We start from the raw sequence: 19,260 nt of genomic DNA, 5'->3' as shown, positions 1-19,260 counted from the left end.
CCCCGCACCGGGAGATCCGTACCGGAGAGCCGGATCGCCGGAGAGCCCACAGAGCCCGAGAGGAAGACTTCCGTGTCCAAGCCGCTCATCGGTGTCACCACCTATCTCGACGCCGCCCGCTGGGGGGTCTGGGAGCTGCCGGCCGCGCTGCTCCCGGCCGCCTACCCCCGGCTGGTGCGCTCGGCGGGCGGCCTGGCCGCGCTGCTTCCACCGGACGAGCCGGGGGCGGCCGCCACGATGGTGGCCCGGCTGGACGGGCTGGTGGTGGCGGGCGGCGCGGACGTCGACCCCGGGCGGTACGGCGCCGAGCGCGACCCCCGCACCGGCCCGGTGGCGGCCGAGCGGGACGTCTGGGAGCTGGCGCTGATCGACGCGGCCCTGGCGGCGGGCGTCCCGGTGCTGGGGATCTGCCGGGGCATGCAGCTGCTCAATGTGGCGCTCGGCGGCACCCTGCTCCAGCATCTGGACGGGCACACCGGCGGGCCGGGTGTCCTCGTCCCGCACGAGGTGAAGCCGGTGCCCGGCACCCGGTACGCCGAACTGGTCCCGGAGTCGGTGCCGGTGCCGTCGTACCACCACCAGGCGGTGGACGCGCTGGGCGGAGAGCTGGTGGCCTCGGCGTACGCGGAGGACGGCACGGTGGAGGCGGTGGAGCTGCCCCGGGACGGCGGCGCCTGGGCGCTGGGCGTGCAGTGGCATCCGGAGATGGGCGAGGACGGCCGGGTGATGGCGGGCCTGGTGGCGGCGGCCTCGGGGCGCTGAGGGCACCCGGTACGGCTCCGGGGCCGGCGCCGTGGACGGGTGGCGGCAGCGGAACTGCCCCGGCACGCCGGCGGCCCCCGTGGGCAGGCCGACGGGCTCCCGAAGGCAGCGGCCGGCCCGGCCCCGTACGCACGCCACCGGCCCCGCCCCGTACGCACGCCACCGGCCCGGCCCCGTACGTACACCGGCGGGCCCGGCTCCGTGCCGGAGCGCCGGAAGCCCCGGCTCAGTCCCCCGGCCGGGAGAGTCCCAGCAGATCCCGGGCCGGGCCGGTCGGCCGGTGGCCCGCCGGCCAGACCGCCCGCAGCTCCCGGCGGAACTCCGCGCCGGCCACCGGGACGGCCACCAGCCGGCGGGAGGCCAGCTCCTCGGTGACGGCCAGCTCGCTGAGCACCGCAGGGCCCGCGCCCGTCACCGCCGCCGCCTTGACCGCCGTCGTGGAGGCGAGTTCCAGCAGCGGTTCGGCGACCCCGCCGTGCCCGGCCAGCGCGGAGTCGAGCACCTGGCGGGTTCCGGAGCCGTACTCCCGCAGCACCAGGGGCGTGGCGGCCAGCTCGGCCGGGGTGAGCGGGGCGCGCCGCCGGGCCCAGGGGTGCCGGGGCGCGGCCACCACCAGGAGCCGGTCCCGGCCCACCACCACCCCGTCCAGGCCCGGGGGAACGGCCAGCCCCTCCACGTACCCCAGGTCGGCGTCCCCGGCCAGCAGCGCCTCCGCCACGGCGGCCGAGTTGCCGGCCCGCAGCGAGACGGCGGTGTCCGGGCGGCCGGCGCGCAGCGCGATCAGCCAGCCGGGCAGCAGATACTCGGCGATGGTCATCGAGGCGGCGACCCGCAGCCGGGAGTCCCGGCGGTCCCGCAGCGCCTGGGCACCCGCGTCGAACGCCTCCGCCGCCTCCACCACCCGCCGCGCCCAGTCGGTGACCAGCGCCCCGGCCTCGGTGAGCCGAGAGCCGCGCGGCGACCGGTCCACCAGGGCCACCCCGAGCCGGCGTTCCATGGAGCGGATCCGGCTGCTGGCGGCCGGCTGGGTGATGCCGACCTCCCGGGCGGCGCGGCCCAGGCTGCCGTGCCGGGCCACGGCGAGGAGCAGCTCCAGGGCGCCGAGGTCGGGGACCCGGTGGGTGAGGCTCATAAGGTCAGTTTATGGGCTCATAGTCAAAAGCTCCCTGGTCGGAGCCGTGCTCCCCGGTCAGGGTGGGAGCATGACCACGCTCGCGCCCCCGCTCCGTCCCCGCCCCCGGTACGCCCCCGTCCGCCACCTCGGCCCCCACTGGTACGCCACGGTGATGGGCACCGCGATCGTCGGCACGGCGGGCACCGCGCCGGCGCCCGGGCTGACCTGGATACCCGGCTTCCGGGCGGCCTGCGGGGCGGTCTGGGCGCTGGCGTTCGCCCTGCTGCTCGCGGTCGGCACCGCCCGGGCGCTGCACTGGATCCGCCTTCGCGACCGGGCGCTGGCCGAGCTGCGGGACCCGGCGGTGGCGCCGTTCCAGGGCTGTGCCGCGATGGCCCTGGTGGCGGTCGGCGGCGGCGCGCTGACGGCCGGCCGGGAGCTGCTGGGGCCGGCGGCGGTGGCGCTGGGCACTGTGCTGTGGACGGCGGGTACGGCGCTGGGCCTGCTGGTGGCGGTGGGGATCCCGTATCTGATGGTGGCTCGCCGGCTGGTCGCCGGGCAGCCGGGGGCCGGGACCGGGGCCGGGGGGTCGGCGGGGGCCGGGACCGGGGGTTCGGCGGGGACCGGGGCCGGGGCCGGCCCAGGGCCCGGCGCCTCGCCGGTGTGGCTGCTGCCGGTGGTGGCGCCAATGGTCTCGGCCGCCTCCGGTCCGCTGCTGGCGCAGCGGCTGCCGGCCGGGCAGCCCCGGGAGGCGCTGCTGCTGTTCTGCTGCGCGCTGTTCGGGCTGAGCCTGCTGGCGACGCTGCTGATGCTGCCGCTGATCTTCGGCCGGCTGGTGAGCGGTGAGCCGCTGCCCCTGCCGTCGACGCCGACGCTCTTCCTGGTCCTGGGGCCGCTGGGGCAGTCCACCACGGCCGCCGCCGCCTTCGCCGGGGCGGCACCCGGGGTGCCGGGCGCCCGTGAACTGGCGGTGGCCTACGGGGTGCCGGTGACGGGCTTCGCGCTGATGTGGCTGGCGCTCGCCTCGGCGGTGGTGGTCCGGTCCCTGCGGCGCGGCCTGGGCTTCTCGATGACCTGGTGGGCGTTCACCTTCCCGGTCGGCACCTGTGTGACGGGGACGGCCGGACTGGCCCGGCTCACCGGGCTCCCGGCCCTCGGCTGGCTCGCCGCCGGGCTCTACGCGCTGCTGCTGGCCGCCTGGGCGACGGCGGCGGTCAGGACGGTCCGGGGACTGGCCGGCGGAGGGCTGCTCGCAGCGCCGCGGGAGCCCCGGCCAGCGACGGCCCGTACCAGGTGAGGCGGCGCCCGTCGACCAGCGCGGCGGGCAGCGGGGCGAACGCCTCGGGCCCGTCACCGGCGGTGAAGCGGTACGGCTCGTCCGGCAGCACCACCAGGTCGGCACCGCACGCCCGCAGTTCCTCCAGCGGGACCCGGGGGTAGCGCTCGGGATGATCCGCGTAGACATTGACCGTGCCCAGCCGGGCCAGCAGATCGCCCGCGAAGGTGTCCCGGCCCAGCACCATCCAGGGCCGCCGCCAGACCGGCACCACGGCGCGCCGCGGTTCCTCCGGCCCGGCCGCACCGACCGCCGCCCACTCCCGCTCGGCCTCGTCCAGCCAGCGGGGCCGGGAAGTCGCCCCGCAGGCCCGCAGCACCCGGTCCAGCTCGGTGAAGGCCTGGTCCAGCGTCCGCACCTCGGTGACCAGTACCTCGATCCCGGCACCCCGCAGGGCGGCGAGGTCCGGCTCCCGGTTCTCCTCCTCGTTGGCGATCACCAGATCGGGGCGGAGGGCGGTGATCGCGGGCACGTCCGGGTTCTTGGTGCCGCCCACCCGGGCCACCTCCAGGCCGGCCGGGTGGTCGCACCAGGCGGTGGCCCCGGCCAGCACCCCGGGCAGGGTCACCGCGATCGCCTCGGTGAGCGAGGGCACCAGCGAGACCACCCGGGGCCCGCGCCCGCCGCGCCCCCGGCCACCGGCCGGTCCGGGGCCCGCACCGGAAGGACCGGGCACCCGGGAACGGCCCGGGCCCGGGTTCACGCCGGCTCGATGTGCTCGGCGACGGCGACGACCAGGATCCGGGTCCCCGGCCCGCTCGCCCGCCAGCGGTGCCGCACCCCGCCGGACATGTAGAGCGTGTCGCCGCGCTCCAGCCGGTACGCCCGGCCCTCGGCCTCCACCTCGGCGGCGCCGTCCGCCACGTACAGCAGCGAGTCGTTGCGGAGCACCAGCTCCCGTCCGGCGTCGTGGTCGCCGGTGTACTCGTCGGCGTGCATCTGGTGCTGGCCGCGCACCAGCGGCCGGGCGCCGCTCGGCCCCGGTTCCGGCCCGGAGCGCACCACATCGACCGTACGGGCCGAGTCGGCGGCGTCGAGCAGCTCGGCGGCGGTCGTCTCCAGCGCCTCGGCCACCCGCCGGAGCGAGTCCGTGCTGGGCCGGGCCCGCTCGTTCTCGACCTGGCTCAGGAAGGGCACGGACAGACCACTGCGCCCGGCCACCGTGGCGAGGGTCAGCCCCAGCTCCCGGCGCCTCTTCCGGACGGCCGCGCCGACGCGGGGCGTTTCCTTCTCGTCCATCTCCTCGGCTCCCTCCCTCTGCGACAACCTTACGCAGCGGCGGTAGGGGGGTGTAGCGCAACCGGGGAAGCGAGGGAGCGCCGACCGGCGTACGGAAGCCGCCCGGGGGCGGACGGAGCACTCGCCGGGTTCCCGCCGGGTTCCCGGGACGGACACGGACCGGCAGCGGATCCCCGGCCGGAGAGCGCCCGGCGGGAGCGATCCGGCGAGTGCCCGGTGAGCGATGAGTCCGCCCCGTCCGCCCGGTCTGCACAGGTGACAGGGCCCGCACCGAGGAGGGAATCGTGCTGCTGACCGGGAAGACAGCGATCGTCCACGGCGGTTCCGGAGCCGTGGGGGCGGCCGTCGCCCGGGCCTTCGCGCGGGAGGGCGCCGCCGTCCACCTCACCGGACGGACCGTGCCGCCCCTCGAAGAGGTCGCGCGTCGCATCCGGGGCGACGGCGGGATCGCCCACGTCGCGCGGCTGGACGCGACGGACCGCGCCGCCGTCGACCGCCACGCCGAGGCGGTGGCGGCGGCAGGCGACGGCACCGGCATAGACATCTGCTTCAACGCCACGTCCGACGACGACCTCCAGGGGAGCCCGCTCCTCGACCTGGCCGTCGCCGATGTGCTCCGCCCGGTCACCAAGGCGGTGACGACCACGCTCACCACGGCCACGGCGGCGGCCCGGCACATGATCGACCGTGGCGGCGGCGTCCTCCTGGTCCTGGCCGGCGGCCGCGAGACCATCCCCGGCCTGGGCGGATCGCACATCGCCTGGTCCGCCCTCACCGGCGTCTGCCGGCAACTCGCGGCGGAGCTGGGTCCGCACGGGGTCCGCGTCGCCTGGCTGCTCTCACCCGGCTCGCCCGCTCCCGGTGCGGAGAACCGCGCCGACGAGGGGGCACTCCTGACCGAGCGCCCGGGCTACGACGACGTGGCCAACGCCGCGGTCTTCGCCGCCTCCGACTGGGCCCGCACCATGACCGCCACCGAGCTCAACCTCACCGGCGGCCTCGTACCGGACTGACGGCACGGCCGCCGGGTCCGGCGCCTCGCCCCCGCCCGCCGTCCGGTCGCCCGCGCTGTCGGTGGGCTGCGGCATGATCGGGGGCGTGACCCGACGCCTGATGCTCCTCGACACCGCCTCCCTCTACTTCCGCGCCTACTACGGCGTCCCCGATTCCGTCCGCGCCCCCGACGGCACGCCGGTCAACGCGGTGCGCGGACTGCTCGACTTCATCGCCCGGCTGGTCCAGGACCACCACCCGGACGAGCTGGTGGCCTGCATGGACGCCGACTGGCGCCCGGCCTGGCGGGTCGAGCTGATCCCCTCGTACAAGGCGCACCGGGTCGCCGAGGAGCACCCGGCGGGGCCGGACGACGAGGAGGTGCCGGACACCCTCGCCCCGCAGGTGCCGGTGATCGAGGCGGTGCTCGACGCCCTGGGCATCGCCCGGGTGGGTGTCCCCGGGTACGAGGCGGACGACGTGATCGGCACGCTGGCCGGGCGGGCGGCGGGCCCGGTGGACATCGTCACCGGCGACCGGGACCTCTACCAGCTGGTGGACGACGCCCGGGGCGTCCGGGTGCTCTACCCGCTGAAGGGCGTGGGCACCCTGCAGATCGCGGACGAGGCGTGGCTGCGCGGGAAGTACGGGGTGGACGGCCCGGGGTACGCGGACCTGGCCCTGCTGCGGGGCGACCCGAGCGACGGGCTGCCGGGGGTGCCGGGAATCGGGGAGAAGACGGCGGCCCGGCTGCTGGAGAGCTTCGGGGACCTGGCCGGGATCATGGCGGCGGTGGACGATCCGGCGGCGAAGCTGACCCCGGCCGTGCGCCGGCGGCTGGACGAGGCGCGGCCGTATCTGGCGGTGGCGCCGAAGGTGGTGCGGGTCGCCGGGGACGTACCCCTGCCGGAGTTCGCCCCGGCCCTCCCCCGGGAGCCGCGCGACGAGCGGGCGCTGGGCGAGCTGGCCGCCGGCTGGGGCCTGGGCTCGTCCCTGGAAAGGGTGCTCGCCGCGCTGCGCGAGTGAGGTGTTAGCTTAGGCAAGCCTAACCATCGACCATCCGGGGAGAACACCGTGTCGGAACAGCCGGCCCGCAAAGCACCTGCCATCCACCAGGGACGAGTGGTGCGCACCGAGCGGATCACCCCGCACATGGTGCGGATCGTCCTGGGCGGTGACGGGCTCGCCGGCTTCTCGGCCGACGAGTACACCGACCACTATGTGAAGCTGCTCTTCCCGCTCCCGGGCGTGCGCTACCCGGAGCCCTTCGACATGGACCGGATCCGCGAGGAGTTCCCGCGCGACCAGTGGCCGGCCAATCGCACGTACACCATCCGGAGCTGGGACCCGGCCCTGCGCGAGGCGGCCATCGACTTCGTCGTCCACGGCGACGAGGGCCTGGCCGGCCCCTGGGCGGCCCGCGCCCAGGTCGGCGAGATCATGTACATGCTGGGCCCGGGCGGCGGCTACTCCCCCGACCCGGCGGCCGGCACCCATCTGCTGGTCGGTGACGAGAGCGCGCTGCCCGCCATCGCCGCCTCGCTGGAGCGCATGGACCGGAACGCCACCGGTCACGCCTTCGTGGAGGTCGAGTCGGCCGAGGAGGAGCAGAAGATCGACGCCCCGGCCGGGATCGAGCTCCGCTGGCTGCACCGGGCCGGCCGCCCGGTCGGTGAGCTGCTGATCGCCGCCGTACGCGACCTGGAGCTGCCCGCCGGCGACGTCCACGCCTTCGTCCACGGCGAGGCGGGCTTTGTGAAGGACCTCCGCCGCCACCTCCGTATGGAGCGCGAGATCCCCCGCGAGCGGCTCTCGATCTCCGGCTACTGGCGGCTCGGCCAGACCGACGAGGCCTGGCGCGCGGTGAAGCGCGAGTGGAACGAGCAGGTCGAGCGCGAGCAGGAGACCCAGGCTCCCACCGCCTGACCCCGCTCCCCGCCCGACCGAGGGACCCGCCCACCCCGGGCCGGGTCCCTCCGCCGTCCGGCCACCCCTCTCGCCGTACGCCCCCGGCCCCGGCCGCCCCCCATGACCCGGCGACCGCCCCGTACCCCCTCACCCGCCCCCGCTAGGCTGCGCGGATGGAACGCATCGAACGGGCTATCGGCGCCGTCCTGGGAAGCGCGGTGGGCGATGCCCTGGGAGCACCCTTCGAGTTCGGGCCCCCGGGTGCCCGGGCCGCGCGCTTCCCGGACGGCCCCGGGGAGCTGTGCGGGGGCGGCGGCTGGGACCCGGGAGAGGCGACCGACGACACCCAGATGGCCGTCCTGGTCGGGGAGTCGCTGCTGGAGCGGGAGGGTCTGGATCCGGCCGACATCTTCGACCGCTTCCGGCGCTGGGCCGCCGCCGAACCCAAGGACCTCGGCCTCCAGACCGAGCAGGTGCTCACCAGCGGCGAGCCCTGGCACCGGGCGGCGGAGGCGCACTTCCGGATGACCGGACACGCCGCGGGCAACGGTTCGCTGATGCGCGCCTCGACCTCGGCCGTGTACTTCGCGCCGGACGGGCAGGCCGCCACCACGGCGGCGGCCCGGCGGATCGCGGCCCTCACCCACGGAGACCCGGCCGCCCAGGAGGGCACAGCGGTCCTCCATGAACTGGTCCGGGTCGCGCTGGACGGCGACGACCCGCTCACCGCCGTACCGGACGCGCTCGCCCTGGTCCACCCCGCCGAGCGGGACCGCTGGGCCACCGTGCTGGCGGCCGACTGGCATCCGGACCGGGCGACCGAGGCCAACGGCGCCGTCTGGCCGTGCCTGGGGTCGGCCCTCTGGGCGCTGCGGACGACCGGCTCCCTCCCCCAGGCTCTGGCCGCAGCCGTCGACCTGGGCGGCGACACCGACACGGTGGCGGCGGTGACCGGGACGCTCGCCGGAGCGGTGTACGGCGCGGAAGCCCTTCCGCGCCGCTGGACGGCCGCGCTCCATGTCCCGCTGCCGGGTTACGGCGACCGGGTGCTGCGCGCCCCGGAACTGATCGCCCTCGCCAGGGCGCTGGCCACCCGCTGACCTCCGGGCCCCCGAAGGCCGGCGACCGCCCCGTACGCCTTCGGCCGGCCCCCGGAACACCGGCGTCGCCCGGGCGCGGGCGTACCCAATACGCGCGCGGCGGCACCCGGCGTGCGCCCCGGCCCGGGAGGCATCCGCTGCACCCGGCCCGGAAGGCGCCCGGCAGCCCCGGCCCCGAGACCGCCGGGGTCCGTTCCGCGAGGCACCGGGCCCGAAGGCACACGAGCCCGGCCGGGAGGGGTGCTTCCGGCCGGGCCCGGGCGGGGAGGCGGCCCCGGGGGCTCAGCCGAGGGAGCTGTACGCCACCACACCGCGCAGCATGGCGTCCACGGCCTTGCGGGCGGCCTTCGGGACGGTGCTGCCCTCGCGGGGCGCGGCGGCCGCTATCTGGCCGAGCACATCGATGACCTGCTTGCACCAGCGGACGAAGTCGCCGGCCGGCATCTCGGCGTCCCGCAGTACCTCGTCGAGGCCCTTGTCGGAGGCCCACTCGTGGGCCACCCAGGCGAAGCCGAGGTCCGGTTCGCGCTGTCCGACGCCCTCGGCCTGGTTGATCCGGAAGTCCTCCTCCAGGGCGTCCAGCCGGCCCCAGATCCGCACCATCTCGCCGAGCGCGGCCTTCGTCCGGCCGCCCGGCACCTTGGGCACCACCGCGTCGTCGGACTGCCGGGACTCGTAGACCAGCGCGGAGGCGCAGGCAGCGAGCTCGGCGGGGCCGAGGCCCTCCCAGACGCCGTCCCGGAGGCACTCGCTGGCCAGCAGGTCCAGCTCGCCGTAGAGCCGGGCCAGCCGCTTGCCGTGCTCGGTGACCTCGTTGCCGCGCAGATAGTCCAGCTCGGTCAGGAGCGCGACGATCCGGTCGAAGGTGCGGGCGATGGTGTTGGTCCGCCCCTCGATCCGGCGCTCCAGCTGCTGGGTGTCCCGCCGCAGCCGGTGGTAGCGCTCGGCCCAGCGGGCGTGGTCCTCCCGCTCGTCGCAGCCGTGGCAGGGGTGGGCCCGCAGCTCGGCGCGCAGCCGGGTGATCTCCCGGTCGTCCGCCGCCCCGCCCCGCCGCTTGGCGCCCCGCTCGGGCGTGAGGTGGCCCGCCTTGGTGCGCAGCGCCGATGCGAGGTCCCGCCGGGACTGCGGGGAGCGCGGGTTGAAGGTGCGCGGGATGCGCATCCGCTCCACCGGCTCGACCGGCACCGGGAAGTCGATCGACGCCAGCCGCTTCACCTGCCGCTCGGCGGTGAGCACCAGCGGGCGCGGGCCGTCGTGCTGGTCGAAGCCCCGGTGCCCGTTGGACCGCCCGGCGGGCAGCCCCGGGTCCAGCACCAGCGCGAGACCGGCGAACTTGCCGGTCGGCACATGGATCACATCGCCCGGCTTGAGCCGCTCCAGCGAACCGGCCGCCGCCGCCCGGCGCTGGGCGGCGCCCTGCTTGGCCAGCTCGTTCTCCCGGTCCTTGAGGTCGCGGCGGAGCCGCGCGTACTCCTCGAAGTCCCCGAGGTGGCAGGTCATGCCCTCCCGGTAGCCCTCGAGGCCCTCCTCGTTCCGCTGGACCTGGCGGGAGATGCCGACGACCGAGCGGTCCGCCTGGAACTGCGCGAAGGAGGTCTCCAGCAGCTCCCGGGAGCGATGCCGGCCGAACTGGTCGACCAGGTTGACCGCCATGTTGTACGACGGCTTGAAGCTCGACCGGAGCGGATACGTCCGGGTGCCCGCGAGTCCCGCGAGATGGCCCGGGTCCATGCCGCGCTGCCAGAGCACCACGGCATGGCCCTCGACGTCGATGCCGCGCCGGCCGGCCCGCCCGGTGAGCTGGGTGTACTCGCCGGGGGTGATGTCGGCGTGCTGCTCGCCGTTCCACTTGACCAGCTTCTCCAGCACCACCGACCGGGCGGGCATGTTGATGCCCAGCGCCAGCGTCTCGGTGGCAAAGACGGCCTTCACCAGCCCCCGGACGAACAGCTCCTCGACCACCTCCTTGAAGGTGGGCAGCATCCCGGCGTGGTGGGCGGCGATGCCGCGCTCCAGCCCCTCCAGCCATTCGTAGTAGCCGAGGACGTGCAGGTCCTCGCTGGGGATGGAGGCGGTGCGGGCCTCCACCAGCTCCCGGACCCGCTGCCGACCGTCCTCGTCATTGAGCCGCAGCCCGGCGTAGAGGCACTGCTGCACGGCGGCCTCGCAGCCGGCCCGGCTGAAGATGAAGGTGATCGCGGGCAGCAGCCCCGCGGCGTCCAGCCGCTCGATGACCTCGGGCCGGCCCGGGGTCCAGATCCGGGAGCGCTGGCGCCGCTCGCGCTCGCGGTCGGCCTCCCGGACCATCTTGCCGCGCCGCCGGTCGCGCGGGTTGTAGGTGCGCTGGTTCTCCATGCGCGCCAGGCGCTCCAGGTCGGGGTTGACCTCGCGCCGGCCCGCTCCCCGGCCGCCGTGGTCGGTCTCCTCCTCGAAGAGGTCGTACATCCGGCGCCCGGCCAGCACGTGTTGCCAGAGCGGCACCGGCCGGCTCTCGGAGACGATCACCTCGGTGTCACCCCGGACCGTGTCCAGCCAGTCGCCGAACTCCTCGGCGTTGGAGACGGTGGCGGAGAGCGAGACCAGCGTCACGGACTCCGGGAGGTGGATGATCACTTCCTCCCAGACGGCGCCCCGGAAGCGGTCCGAGAGGTAGTGCACCTCGTCCATGACCACGTACCCGAGGCCCCGCAGCGTCTGGGAACCGGCATAGAGCATGTTCCGCAGCACCTCGGTGGTCATCACGACCACCGGCGCCTCGGAGTTGACGCTGTTGTCACCGGTGAGCAGGCCGACCTTGTCGGCGCCGTACCGCTTGACCAGGTCGGAGTACTTCTGGTTCGACAGGGCCTTGATCGGCGTCGTGTAGAAGCACTTCCGCCCCTGGTGGAGGGCGAGGTGCACGGCGAACTCACCGACGATGGTCTTGCCCGAGCCGGTGGGCGCCGCGACGAGCACCCCCTTGCCCGCCTCCAGGGCCCGGCAGGCGTCGATCTGGAACGGGTCCAGCTCGAAGTCGTACATGTCGCGGAAGGGGGCGAACGCCGTGGCCTCTTCGACGGCCCGGCGCCGGGCGGCGGCGTACGCCTCCGCTGGCGTGAGTTCTTCTGTCATCTCGTTCCCGAGCCTACCCGCCCCCACCGACAGCAGGCCGATCTTTACGGCGCCCCCGCCCCACCGGCCGGGCCCTCACGCCCCCGATCCACCGGCCGGGGGCCTCGCCGCCCGGATCGTCTCACCCGGATCGTCCGACCGGCCGGACGATCCGGGTCACCGCTCCGTCGGGTACGGCCGTCAGGTGATGTCGTCGTAACCCTGCGGCCGGCGCTCATGGTGGCCGTCCGCCTGCTCGGGCAGGGCCGCCGGTCCCTGGACGGGCTCGATCGAGCCGATGCGCTCGGGCGTGAGGTCCAGCTCGGACGCCTCGTCGTCGTCCAGCTCCCGGTCCGGGTCGGACAGCCGGCGCCGCTTGTCGTTGAGGAGCGCGAAACCGGCGGCGAGGAAGTAGAGCAGGGCCAGCGGCCCGGCGAGCAGCAGCATGGAGAGCGGCTCACCGCCCGGCGTCGCGATCGCGGCGAAGAAGGTCAGTCCGACGATCATCCCGCGCCACCAGCCCAGCATCCGCTTGCCGCTGAGCACTCCGGTCAGATTGAGCGCGATCAGCAGCAGCGGCAGCTCGAAGGCGAGGCCAAAGACGATCACCATGCGGGTGATCAGGTCCAGGTAGTCGTCGAGCCCGATCTGGTTCTGGGTGTCGGCGGGCGTGAAGCTGAGCATGATCTCGGCCGTCTGCGGCAGGATCACGTACGCCAGCCAGGCGCCGGCCGCGAAGAGCGGCACCCCCGCCGCGACGAAGGCGTGCGCGTAGCGCTTCTCGTGCTTGTGCAGACCGGGGGCGACGAAGGCCCACAGCTGGTAGAGCCAGACCGGGGTCGCCACCAGGACGCCCGTCATCAGGGAGACCTTGAGGGCGATGGTGAACGGCGAGATCAGGGTGTCGGTCTTGAGAATGGCGCAGGGCTTGCCGTTCACATGGACGACCACCCCGCCCTCGCAGCCGACCGAGTCCAGGATCGGCCGCATGAGGAAGGCGAAGATGTCCTTCTGGAAGAAGGCGGCGACGATCGTGACGGCCGCGATCGCCAGCACGGCCTTCAGCAGGCGGTTCCGCAGTTCGCGCAGATGCTCGGCGAGCGGCATCCGCCCCTCGTCGTTCTTCTCCCGCTTGCGGGCAGACTTGAGCAACCCACTTCCCTCGTCTCGTGCGGCAACCGTCGGTGGGTGGGTGTCAGCTCTTGGTGGTGTTCGGCTCGGAGACCGGGCGGGCGCTGGTCACGTCGCCGGGCGCGGCCTGGATGGTGCGCGGCGCGGGCTGCTGCGGGGCCGGGTCGGCGGCGGTCTCGGACTCGGCGCCGTCCTTCTTCATCGCCTTCGCCTCGCTCTTGAGGATGCGGGCGGACTTGCCGAGCGAACGGGCCATCTCGGGGAGCTTCTTGGCGCCGAAGAGAAGCAGGATCACCAGGATGATGAGCACGATCTCAAGGGGCTTCAGGTTGGCGATCATGTACGTCTTCCTTCTCACCGAGGCGGCTGGGGAGGGGCTCTTGCCTTGCACCGGACGTGCGCCCGGCCTCCGTGCTGCATGCGATCGTAACGCGGGGTGGTAAACGCCGGGCAATCCCCGTGCATCGTTACGTTTGCGACCCGTACCGGAGGGACAAAAGCCGCTCCCCGCAGCGTACCGTCCCCGTTCCGGCGGCCCCGGGCGGGTTCCGCCACCGCGGCGGACACGGCCGGAACAGCGGGAAAACCGGCCGGAAACCACCCGTGGAACCGGCCGGAAGGCGTACGCCCCCGGCCCGGCCCGCATACGGAAACAGCCGCGGCACCGGCCGGGCCCTGCACCGGCCCCGGCGCGGCGCCTCAGCGCAGGTCCCGCCCGGTGCGGGCGAGGTCGGCGGCGGCCCGCTCCAGGTCTCCGGAGGCCCGGTTGATCCGGTCCGTGGTGGCGGCGACCTGGCGGCCGAGCCGCTGGGCCTCGATGAACACCCGGATGCCGAGGACGCCGAGGACGGCGATACCGAGGAAGCCGAGGGCGACGGCGAGCATGGGCCAGAACATGGGCGGGGCCTAGGGGGTTCGTCGGGCGGTGGGCTTCGGGGCGGGCGCCGGGGCGCGTCAGACGGTGGAGTGCAGGCGCAGCGTACGCACCCCGCCGCCGGTGAGGAGTTCCACGATGCGCTCCCCTGCCGGCTTGCGCACCGCGCAGCCGCAGGCGGGGCAGGTGAACGAGTAGAAGGTGGTACGGCGGCTGGCGCCGATGGCGAGCCGCAGTGAACCGGCGGCGAGCTCGAAGCGGGCCCGGCACTCCGGGCAGGCCGCCTTGAAGACGACCGGCGCCGGTGCGGGCGGGGCGGCGAGATCGTTCATGACCGGTTCACTCCCCGTCGTAGGCGGCCAGTGCCTCGGCGGCGGCCCGCCGCGCGCTGCCGGCCAGCTCCGCGGGGGCGGTGATCCGGCCGTCCCGGCCCAGCCGGAGCGCCAGCCGGCGGAGCGAGGCCGGGTCCGGGGTGCGCAGGGTGATCCGCAGCCCCCCGTCGGGCAGCTCGTCGGCGCGGTCGTGCGGGTAGTACTCGGCCACCCAGCGGCCACCGGGACCCACCTCGACCACCACCTCGGGGTCGTCGGCGGACGGCTGGACCAGACCGGCGGAGAGGTCGCGGAGCTCGATCTCGGGCGGCGCTGAGGGCTCGTCGAGCAGCCGGATCTCGGCCACCCGGTCGAGCCGGAAGGTGCGGCGCGCCTCGGAGAGCCGGCACCAGGCCTCCATATAGGTGTGGCCGACGGCGAAGAGCCGGATCGGATCCACCACCCGCTCGGTGAGCTCGTCCCGGGCGGGCGAGTAGTAGCGGAGCCAGAGCCTGCGGCGCTCCGAGATCGCCCGGTCGACCTCGGCGAAGACCCCGCCCTCGCTCTCGAAGGTGACCGAGAGCCGGGAGCTGGCGCCGGCCGCCTCGCCCGCCGCCGCCTCCAGCTTGGCGGTGGCCCGCAGCAGCGCGGCCCGGTCGCCCTCGCGCAGTCCGGGCAGGGTGGCGACGGCCCGCGCGGCCACCAGCAGGGCGGTGGCCTCGTCGGCGGCGAGGCGCAGCGGCTCGGCCACGTCGTCCGGGTTGTGCCACCAGATCCGGTCGCCGTCGGTGTCGATGTCGAGCAGGTCGCCGCCGCGGAAGCTGGTGCCGCACATGGGGAGCACGTCGAGGTCCGAGATCAGCTCGTCCTCGCTGATCCCGAAGGCCCGGGCGACGTCCGCGACATGGGCGCCGGGGCGCTCGCGGAGATAGGTGACCAGGGAGAGCATCCGCCGGGTCTGGTCGATCGCGTTGGTGGCCATCGTCGGTCGTTCTCCCTCAGCCCTTGGCCACGGCGCGCAGCCGGTCCACCACGTCGGCCCGCAGGTCCGCGGGTTCCAGTACCACCACGTCCGGCCCGAACTCGACCAGCCAGGCGTCCAGCCCGTGGCCGTACGGGATCTCCAGCTCGTCCCAGCCGTCACCGGCCTCCCGCACCGCGAGGGCGCGGGCCCGCAGCGGATAGCCGCAGCCGGTGCGCAGCCGGATCCGCGCGGAGCGGGTGGCGGTCTCGCCGGCCCAGCGCTCCACGGTCTCGCGCACGGTGGAGGCGTCCGGCACGGGCGCGGTGAAGGCACCGGCCCGGGAGCGGACCCGGCCGGTGATCCGGGAGATCCGGAAGACCCGCCCGGCGCCCCGGTCCCGGTCCCAGCCGGCCAGGTACCAGTGGCCGCGCCAGCACTCCAGCGTCCACGGCTCGACCTGGCGGGTCTCGGCGCGGGCGGCGTTGGACTTGCGGTAGTCGAAGACGACCGGCCGCCGGTCGCGGCAGGCGAGCATCAGCGGCTCGAAGGCGGCCTCGTGGACGGGGATGCGCGGTTCCAGGGCGCTGTGCGGGGTCTCGTACGCCTCCTCGGCCTCGGGCATGCCGGCCGCCCGGAGCTTCTGGAGGGCCCCGCTGGCGGCGCCGGCGAGCCGGGCCTGCTGCCAGACCTTGGCCGCCAGGCCGAGGGCGGCGGCCTCCTCGGCGTCGAACTGGATGGGCGGCAGCCGGTTGGAGTCCCGGCGGGCCAGGTAGCCGATCTCGCCGTCGAGGCTCTCCACGGTCTCGATGACCAGGCCCAGTTCGCGGAGGTCGTCCTTGTCCCGCTCGAACATCCGGTTGAAGGAGTCGTCGGAACCGGCCTCCAGGTACGCCTCGATGGAGCCGCGCAGTTCCCGCTTGCTGAGCGGACGGCGCGTGCCCAGCAGACACAGCGCCAGGTTCATCAGCCGCTCCGCCTTGGCAATGGCCATCGACGCCCCGCGCCCCTTCTCTGGTTCTCGCGGACCCCGCCGCCGGTCCGGTGACGGAGCGCGCGGCGGAGGCCCTGCCCCCTCGGTCCCGCCGGGGCTCCGGCCCCTCGGGTTTCCCGCTCAACGTACCGCTCCGGGGTCGCCGGGCCAAAGCCGAGGGCCCACGCGCGCAGGCGTGGGCCCTCGGGCCGGCCGGTACCGGCCGGAAACAGTCAGACGAACGGTCGGACGACCGGTCGGACGATCAGACCGCGACCAGGTCGCAGACGAAGATCAGCGTCTCGCCCGGGCCGATGGCGCTGCCCGCGCCCCGGTCGCCGTAGGCCAGGTGCGGCGGGATGGTCAGCTGGCGGCGGCCACCGACCTTCATGCCCTGCACGCCCTTGTCCCAGCCCTGGATGACCTGGCCGACACCGAGCTGGAACTGGAGCGGGGTGCCGCGGTTCCAGGAGGCGTCGAACTCCTCACCGGTGGAGAAGGCCACGCCCACGTAGTGAACCTTCACGAAGTCGCCGGCCTTGGCCTCCGGGCCGTCGCCCTCCCAGATCTCCTTGATCTCCAGGTCGGCCGGCGGCTCGCCGCCCGGGAAGTCGATCTCGGGCTTGTCGATGTTCACGTCTGTGCTCCTCGTACTTACTGCTGGTGGTCGCTGTCCGGCACCGCCGGTGCCGGGCTTCGCTCGGGGTGCGAGCAAAGGGACAGTCTTACATCGCTCCGATGATGTCCACGACGAAGACCAGGGTCGAGTTGGCCGGCAGCTGCGGGCCCTTGTCCTGGTCCTTGTACGCCTGGGCCGGCGGGATCACCAGCAGCACCCGGCTGCCGACCTTCTTGCCGACCAGTCCCTTGTCCCAGCCCTCGATGACCTGGCCCTGGCCGATCGCCGTGTTGAACGGCTTGCCCGCGGTCCAGGAGGAGTCGAAGATCTCCGCCTTGGCCTTGCCCTCGTTGATCTTCCAGGCGGCCCCGGTGTACTGCATGTAGACCATCTGGCCGTTCTTGACCTCGGGGCCCTTGCCCTCGATCAGCACATCGCTCACCAGCTTGGCCGGCGGGTCGTTCTTGGGGATCTTGATGGTGGCCGGCTCCTCCTTGGAGGCGTCGACCTGCGGCAGGTTCGCCGGGATGTCGGCCTGCTCGCCCTCGGCCTTCTTCGGCATGACGCCCTTGATGTCCAGGACGAAGACGAGCGTGTCGGTGCCCTTGACGCCCAGCTGCTGCTGGCCGGCCGCCCCGAAGGCGGCGTTGGGCGGGGCGACGACCAGCACCCGGCTGCCGATCTTCTTGCCGTTCACGCCCTCGGCGAACGCAGGGATGATCCCCTTGGCCCCGGCGTCGATCACCTGCGGGACGCCGCCCTGGTCGTAGGAGCTGCCCAGCTCCTTGCCGCCCTTCCAGAGCTTGACGGTGTAGTCGGCCTGGACGAGGTCGCCGGCCTTGACGGCCGGTCCGTCGCCCTCGGAAATCGTCCGGACCACGAAGGCGGAGCTCGGATTCCCCTGGGGAATGGCGATGTTCGGCTTCTTGCCCTTGTCGCCGGTGACGGTGGGCAGCGGCGAGGCGCTCTCCACGGGCTTGGGCGCGGGCGCCGCCGAGGGCGAACTCGCGTCCGGTGACGCGGAGGAGGCGTCGTCCTTCTTGGCGTCGGAGTCCTCACCGCCGCACGCGGTCAGCAACAGGGCGGGCACGATGAGCAGGGCGGCAAGTCGGCGTCGCACAGTGGTCCTCGGGGGGGTCGGGGATACGTTCCGTGCCGGTCACTCTACGACCCGGCCCCCGGCGGACGCCGTACGGTGCGGCGGCACCGCCCGCGCCGGGCGCACCCGGACCGCGCCGCACGGGACCCGGCACGGGCGCCCCGGGCCCGTCCGGCGCCCCGGGGCCATGGACGGCACGAGGGACACGTACGACACCCGGGGGCCCGTGCGGCACCCCGGGCCGCGGACGACACCGGCGCGCGTACGACACCGCGCGGGCCACGTACGGCGCCGGGGGCGCGGACGACACCGGAGGCCATGTACGGCGCCGGGCCGGGCGCGCACCCAGTGGTGCGGGCCCGGCCCGGGAGCGCCGGCGGCTCGTCACATGCCGGCGATCAGCTTCTCCACCCGGTCGTCCACCGAGCGGAACGGGTCCTTGCAGAGCACCGTCCGCTGGGCCTGGTCGTTCAGCTTCAGATGGACCCAGTCGACCGTGAAGTCCCGGCGCTGCTCCTGTGCCCGGCGGATGAAGTCGCCGCGCAGCCGGGCCCGGGTGGTCTGCGGGGGCACCGACTTGCCCTCGAAGATCCGCAGGTCGTTGCAGATCCGGGTGGCCTGCCCCTTCTTCTCCAGCAGGTAGTAGAGCCCCCGCCGGCGGTGGATGTCGTGGTACGCGAGGTCTATCTGCGCGACCCTGGGGTTCGACATCGTCATGTTGTGCTTGGCCCGGTACCGCTCGATGAGCTTGTACTTCATGACCCAGTCGATCTCGGTGTCGACCCGGTCCAGGTCCTCTTCCTCGATGGCGTCGAGCGCCCGGCCCCAGAGCTCCAGGACCTGGGCCACGGTGCCGGTGCGGATGCCGCGCCGGTCGACGAAGTCGGCGGCCTTCTCGTAGTACTCCCGCTGGACCTCCAGCGCGGACGCCTCCCGCCCGCTGGCCAGCCGGACCTTGCGCTGCCCGGTGATGTCGTGGCTGACCTCGCGGATGGCCCGGATCGGGTTCTCCAGGGTCAGGTCGCGCATCACCGTGCCGGCCTCGATCATGCGCAGCACCAGGTCGGTGGCGCCGACCTTCAGCAGCATGGTCGTCTCGGACATGTTGGAGTCGCCGACGATGACATGCAGCCGGCGGTACCGCTCGGCGTCCGCGTGCGGCTCGTCCCGGGTGTTGATGATGGGCCGCGAGCGGGTGGTGGCGGAGCTGACGCCCTCCCAGATGTGCTCGGCCCGCTGGCTGACGCAGTAGACGGCGCCGCGCGGGGTCTGGAGCACCTTGCCGGCGCCGCAGATCAGCTGCCGGGTGACGAGGAAGGGAATGAGAATGTCCGCGAGCCGGGAGAACTCCCCGTGGCGGGCGACGAGATAGTTCTCGTGGCAGCCGTAGGAGTTCCCCGCCGAGTCGGTGTTGTTCTTGAAGAGGTAGACGTCGCCCGCGATTCCCTCCTCGTGCAGGCGGCGTTCGGCGTCGACGAGCAGTCCTTCGAGAATCCGCTCGCCGGCCTTGTCGTGGGTGACCAGTTCGGTCACGTTGTCGCATTCGGGCGTTGCGTATTCCGGATGCGATCCCACGTCGAGGTAGAGGCGGGCGCCGTTCCGCAGGAAGACATTGCTGCTGCGGCCCCATGACACGACACGGCGGAAGAGGTAGCGCGCCACTTCGTCAGGTGACAGTCGGCGCTGTCCCCTGAACGTGCACGTGACGCCGTACTCGTTCTCCAGCCCGAAAATGCGGCGGTCCATGACT

The 19,260-nt window shown here is 74.2% G+C and carries 19 protein-coding genes; 6 read left to right on the top strand and 13 right to left on the bottom strand.

Going from position 1 to position 19,260, the window contains the following annotated elements; genetic code table 11:
- The first annotated feature begins 72 nt into the window (after nt 1–72).
- Nucleotides 73–762: a gamma-glutamyl-gamma-aminobutyrate hydrolase family protein gene (locus NX801_RS10875; protein ID WP_258787153.1), complete on the top strand. Its 690-nt coding sequence runs from the start codon at nt 73–75 to the stop codon at nt 760–762.
- A gap of 226 nt (nt 763–988) precedes the next feature.
- Here NX801_RS10875 and NX801_RS10870 read toward each other — a convergent pair whose 3' ends face one another.
- Nucleotides 989–1,894 carry a LysR family transcriptional regulator gene (locus NX801_RS10870; RefSeq protein WP_258787152.1) on the bottom strand — a complete coding sequence of 302 codons (906 nt, stop codon included), beginning with the start codon at nt 1,892–1,894 and terminating at the stop codon, nt 989–991.
- Nucleotides 1,895–1,964: 70 nt separating this feature from the next.
- On the opposite strand from NX801_RS10870, the gene NX801_RS10865 reads away from it, so the two are divergent.
- Entirely contained in the window at nt 1,965–3,173 is a 1,209-nt protein-coding gene (locus tag NX801_RS10865) for an SLAC1 family transporter (protein ID WP_258787147.1), read from the top strand.
- Here NX801_RS10865 and NX801_RS10860 read toward each other — a convergent pair.
- Both NX801_RS10860 and NX801_RS10855 read right to left on the bottom strand, forming a co-directional pair.
- Nucleotides 3,091–3,807, bottom strand: a complete 717-nt coding sequence (locus NX801_RS10860; RefSeq protein WP_258787145.1) for a helical backbone metal receptor — start codon at nt 3,805–3,807, stop codon at nt 3,091–3,093. The two genes, NX801_RS10865 and NX801_RS10860, sit on opposite strands and share 83 nt — an antisense overlap.
- 104 nt (nt 3,808–3,911) lie before the next feature.
- Nucleotides 3,912–4,451, bottom strand: a complete 540-nt coding sequence (locus NX801_RS10855) for a helix-turn-helix domain-containing protein (protein ID WP_258787144.1) — start codon at nt 4,449–4,451, stop codon at nt 3,912–3,914.
- A 284-nt stretch (nt 4,452–4,735) separates the two neighbouring features.
- Here NX801_RS10855 and NX801_RS10850 point away from each other — a divergent pair, with 284 nt between their 5' ends.
- From NX801_RS10850 to NX801_RS10835, 4 genes are all read left to right on the top strand, one after another.
- Nucleotides 4,736–5,464, top strand: coding sequence for an SDR family NAD(P)-dependent oxidoreductase (locus NX801_RS10850; protein WP_258787143.1), 729 nt, complete (start codon nt 4,736–4,738; stop codon nt 5,462–5,464).
- A gap of 100 nt (nt 5,465–5,564) precedes the next feature.
- The gene (locus NX801_RS10845; RefSeq protein ID WP_258787294.1) at nt 5,565–6,470 is read left to right on the top strand and encodes a 5'-3' exonuclease; all 906 of its coding nucleotides are present in this window, start codon (nt 5,565–5,567) and stop codon (nt 6,468–6,470) included.
- 48 nt (nt 6,471–6,518) lie between these two features.
- Nucleotides 6,519–7,370, top strand: a complete 852-nt coding sequence (locus tag NX801_RS10840; RefSeq protein WP_258787142.1) for a siderophore-interacting protein — start codon at nt 6,519–6,521, stop codon at nt 7,368–7,370.
- A 155-nt stretch (nt 7,371–7,525) separates the two neighbouring features.
- Entirely contained in the window at nt 7,526–8,452 is a 927-nt protein-coding gene (locus tag NX801_RS10835; RefSeq protein ID WP_258787141.1) for an ADP-ribosylglycohydrolase family protein, read from the top strand.
- A gap of 282 nt (nt 8,453–8,734) precedes the next feature.
- On the opposite strand, the gene NX801_RS10830 is transcribed toward NX801_RS10835, so the two are convergent.
- The 10 genes from NX801_RS10830 to pafA all read right to left on the bottom strand — a co-directional run bounded on the left by NX801_RS10830 (nt 8,735) and on the right by pafA (nt 19,256).
- The gene (locus tag NX801_RS10830; protein WP_258787140.1) at nt 8,735–11,563 is read right to left on the bottom strand and encodes a DEAD/DEAH box helicase; all 2,829 of its coding nucleotides are present in this window, start codon (nt 11,561–11,563) and stop codon (nt 8,735–8,737) included.
- Between the two features lie 180 nt (nt 11,564–11,743).
- Complete coding sequence (gene tatC, locus NX801_RS10825; protein ID WP_258787139.1) at nt 11,744–12,694, bottom strand: twin-arginine translocase subunit TatC; 951 nt, start codon at nt 12,692–12,694, stop codon at nt 11,744–11,746.
- A 43-nt stretch (nt 12,695–12,737) separates the two neighbouring features.
- Nucleotides 12,738–13,013, bottom strand: coding sequence for a Sec-independent protein translocase subunit TatA (tatA, locus tag NX801_RS10820; RefSeq protein WP_258787137.1), 276 nt, complete (start codon nt 13,011–13,013; stop codon nt 12,738–12,740).
- 359 nt (nt 13,014–13,372) lie between these two features.
- Complete coding sequence (locus NX801_RS10815; protein ID WP_258787136.1) at nt 13,373–13,570, bottom strand: hypothetical protein; 198 nt, start codon at nt 13,568–13,570, stop codon at nt 13,373–13,375.
- Nucleotides 13,571–13,627: 57 nt separating this feature from the next.
- Nucleotides 13,628–13,879 (bottom strand): phage terminase large subunit family protein, encoded by a 252-nt coding sequence (locus tag NX801_RS10810; RefSeq protein ID WP_258787135.1) that lies wholly within the window; start codon nt 13,877–13,879, stop codon nt 13,628–13,630.
- 7 nt (nt 13,880–13,886) lie between these two features.
- Nucleotides 13,887–14,840 (bottom strand): helix-turn-helix transcriptional regulator, encoded by a 954-nt coding sequence (locus NX801_RS10805; RefSeq protein ID WP_258787134.1) that lies wholly within the window; start codon nt 14,838–14,840, stop codon nt 13,887–13,889.
- A gap of 16 nt (nt 14,841–14,856) precedes the next feature.
- On the bottom strand, nt 14,857–15,813 hold the full coding sequence (locus tag NX801_RS10800; protein ID WP_258787133.1) for a helix-turn-helix transcriptional regulator: 957 nt from the start codon (nt 15,811–15,813) through the stop codon (nt 14,857–14,859).
- Between the two features lie 244 nt (nt 15,814–16,057).
- A complete protein-coding gene (locus tag NX801_RS10795; protein WP_258787132.1) occupies nt 16,058–16,429 on the bottom strand; it encodes an FKBP-type peptidyl-prolyl cis-trans isomerase in 372 nt (123 codons plus the stop codon).
- Nucleotides 16,430–16,517: 88 nt separating this feature from the next.
- A complete protein-coding gene (locus tag NX801_RS10790) occupies nt 16,518–17,531 on the bottom strand; it encodes an FKBP-type peptidyl-prolyl cis-trans isomerase (RefSeq protein WP_258787131.1) in 1,014 nt (337 codons plus the stop codon).
- A gap of 363 nt (nt 17,532–17,894) precedes the next feature.
- On the bottom strand, nt 17,895–19,256 hold the full coding sequence (pafA, locus tag NX801_RS10785; protein ID WP_258787130.1) for a Pup--protein ligase: 1,362 nt from the start codon (nt 19,254–19,256) through the stop codon (nt 17,895–17,897).
- Nucleotides 19,257–19,260: the final 4 nt, after the last annotated feature.

Source organism: Streptomyces pyxinae, from assembly GCF_024756275.1.
GTDB lineage: Bacteria > Actinomycetota > Actinomycetes > Streptomycetales > Streptomycetaceae > Streptomyces > Streptomyces pyxinae.
The sequence above is the reverse complement of the archived record's forward strand: the minus strand, read 5'-3'. Positions and strand labels throughout refer to the sequence as shown.

Excerpts from the sequence above, each read along its gene's own strand:
- NX801_RS10870 (WP_258787152.1), bottom strand. The coding sequence starts at position 1,894 with ATGAGCCTCACCCACCGGGTCCCCGACCTCGGCGCCCTGGAGCTGCTC.
- NX801_RS10865 (WP_258787147.1), top strand. The coding sequence starts at position 1,965 with ATGACCACGCTCGCGCCCCCGCTCCGTCCCCGCCCCCGGTACGCCCCC.
- NX801_RS10855 (WP_258787144.1), bottom strand. The coding sequence starts at position 4,451 with ATGGACGAGAAGGAAACGCCCCGCGTCGGCGCGGCCGTCCGGAAGAGG.
- NX801_RS10845 (WP_258787294.1), top strand. The coding sequence starts at position 5,565 with ATGCTCCTCGACACCGCCTCCCTCTACTTCCGCGCCTACTACGGCGTC.
- NX801_RS10835 (WP_258787141.1), top strand. The coding sequence starts at position 7,526 with ATGGAACGCATCGAACGGGCTATCGGCGCCGTCCTGGGAAGCGCGGTG.
- NX801_RS10830 (WP_258787140.1), bottom strand. The coding sequence starts at position 11,563 with ATGACAGAAGAACTCACGCCAGCGGAGGCGTACGCCGCCGCCCGGCGC.
- tatA (WP_258787137.1), bottom strand. The coding sequence starts at position 13,013 with ATGATCGCCAACCTGAAGCCCCTTGAGATCGTGCTCATCATCCTGGTG.
- NX801_RS10815 (WP_258787136.1), bottom strand. The coding sequence starts at position 13,570 with ATGTTCTGGCCCATGCTCGCCGTCGCCCTCGGCTTCCTCGGTATCGCC.
- NX801_RS10810 (WP_258787135.1), bottom strand. The coding sequence starts at position 13,879 with ATGAACGATCTCGCCGCCCCGCCCGCACCGGCGCCGGTCGTCTTCAAG.
- NX801_RS10805 (WP_258787134.1), bottom strand. The coding sequence starts at position 14,840 with ATGGCCACCAACGCGATCGACCAGACCCGGCGGATGCTCTCCCTGGTC.
- NX801_RS10800 (WP_258787133.1), bottom strand. The coding sequence starts at position 15,813 with ATGGCCATTGCCAAGGCGGAGCGGCTGATGAACCTGGCGCTGTGTCTG.
- pafA (WP_258787130.1), bottom strand. The coding sequence starts at position 19,256 with ATGGACCGCCGCATTTTCGGGCTGGAGAACGAGTACGGCGTCACGTGC.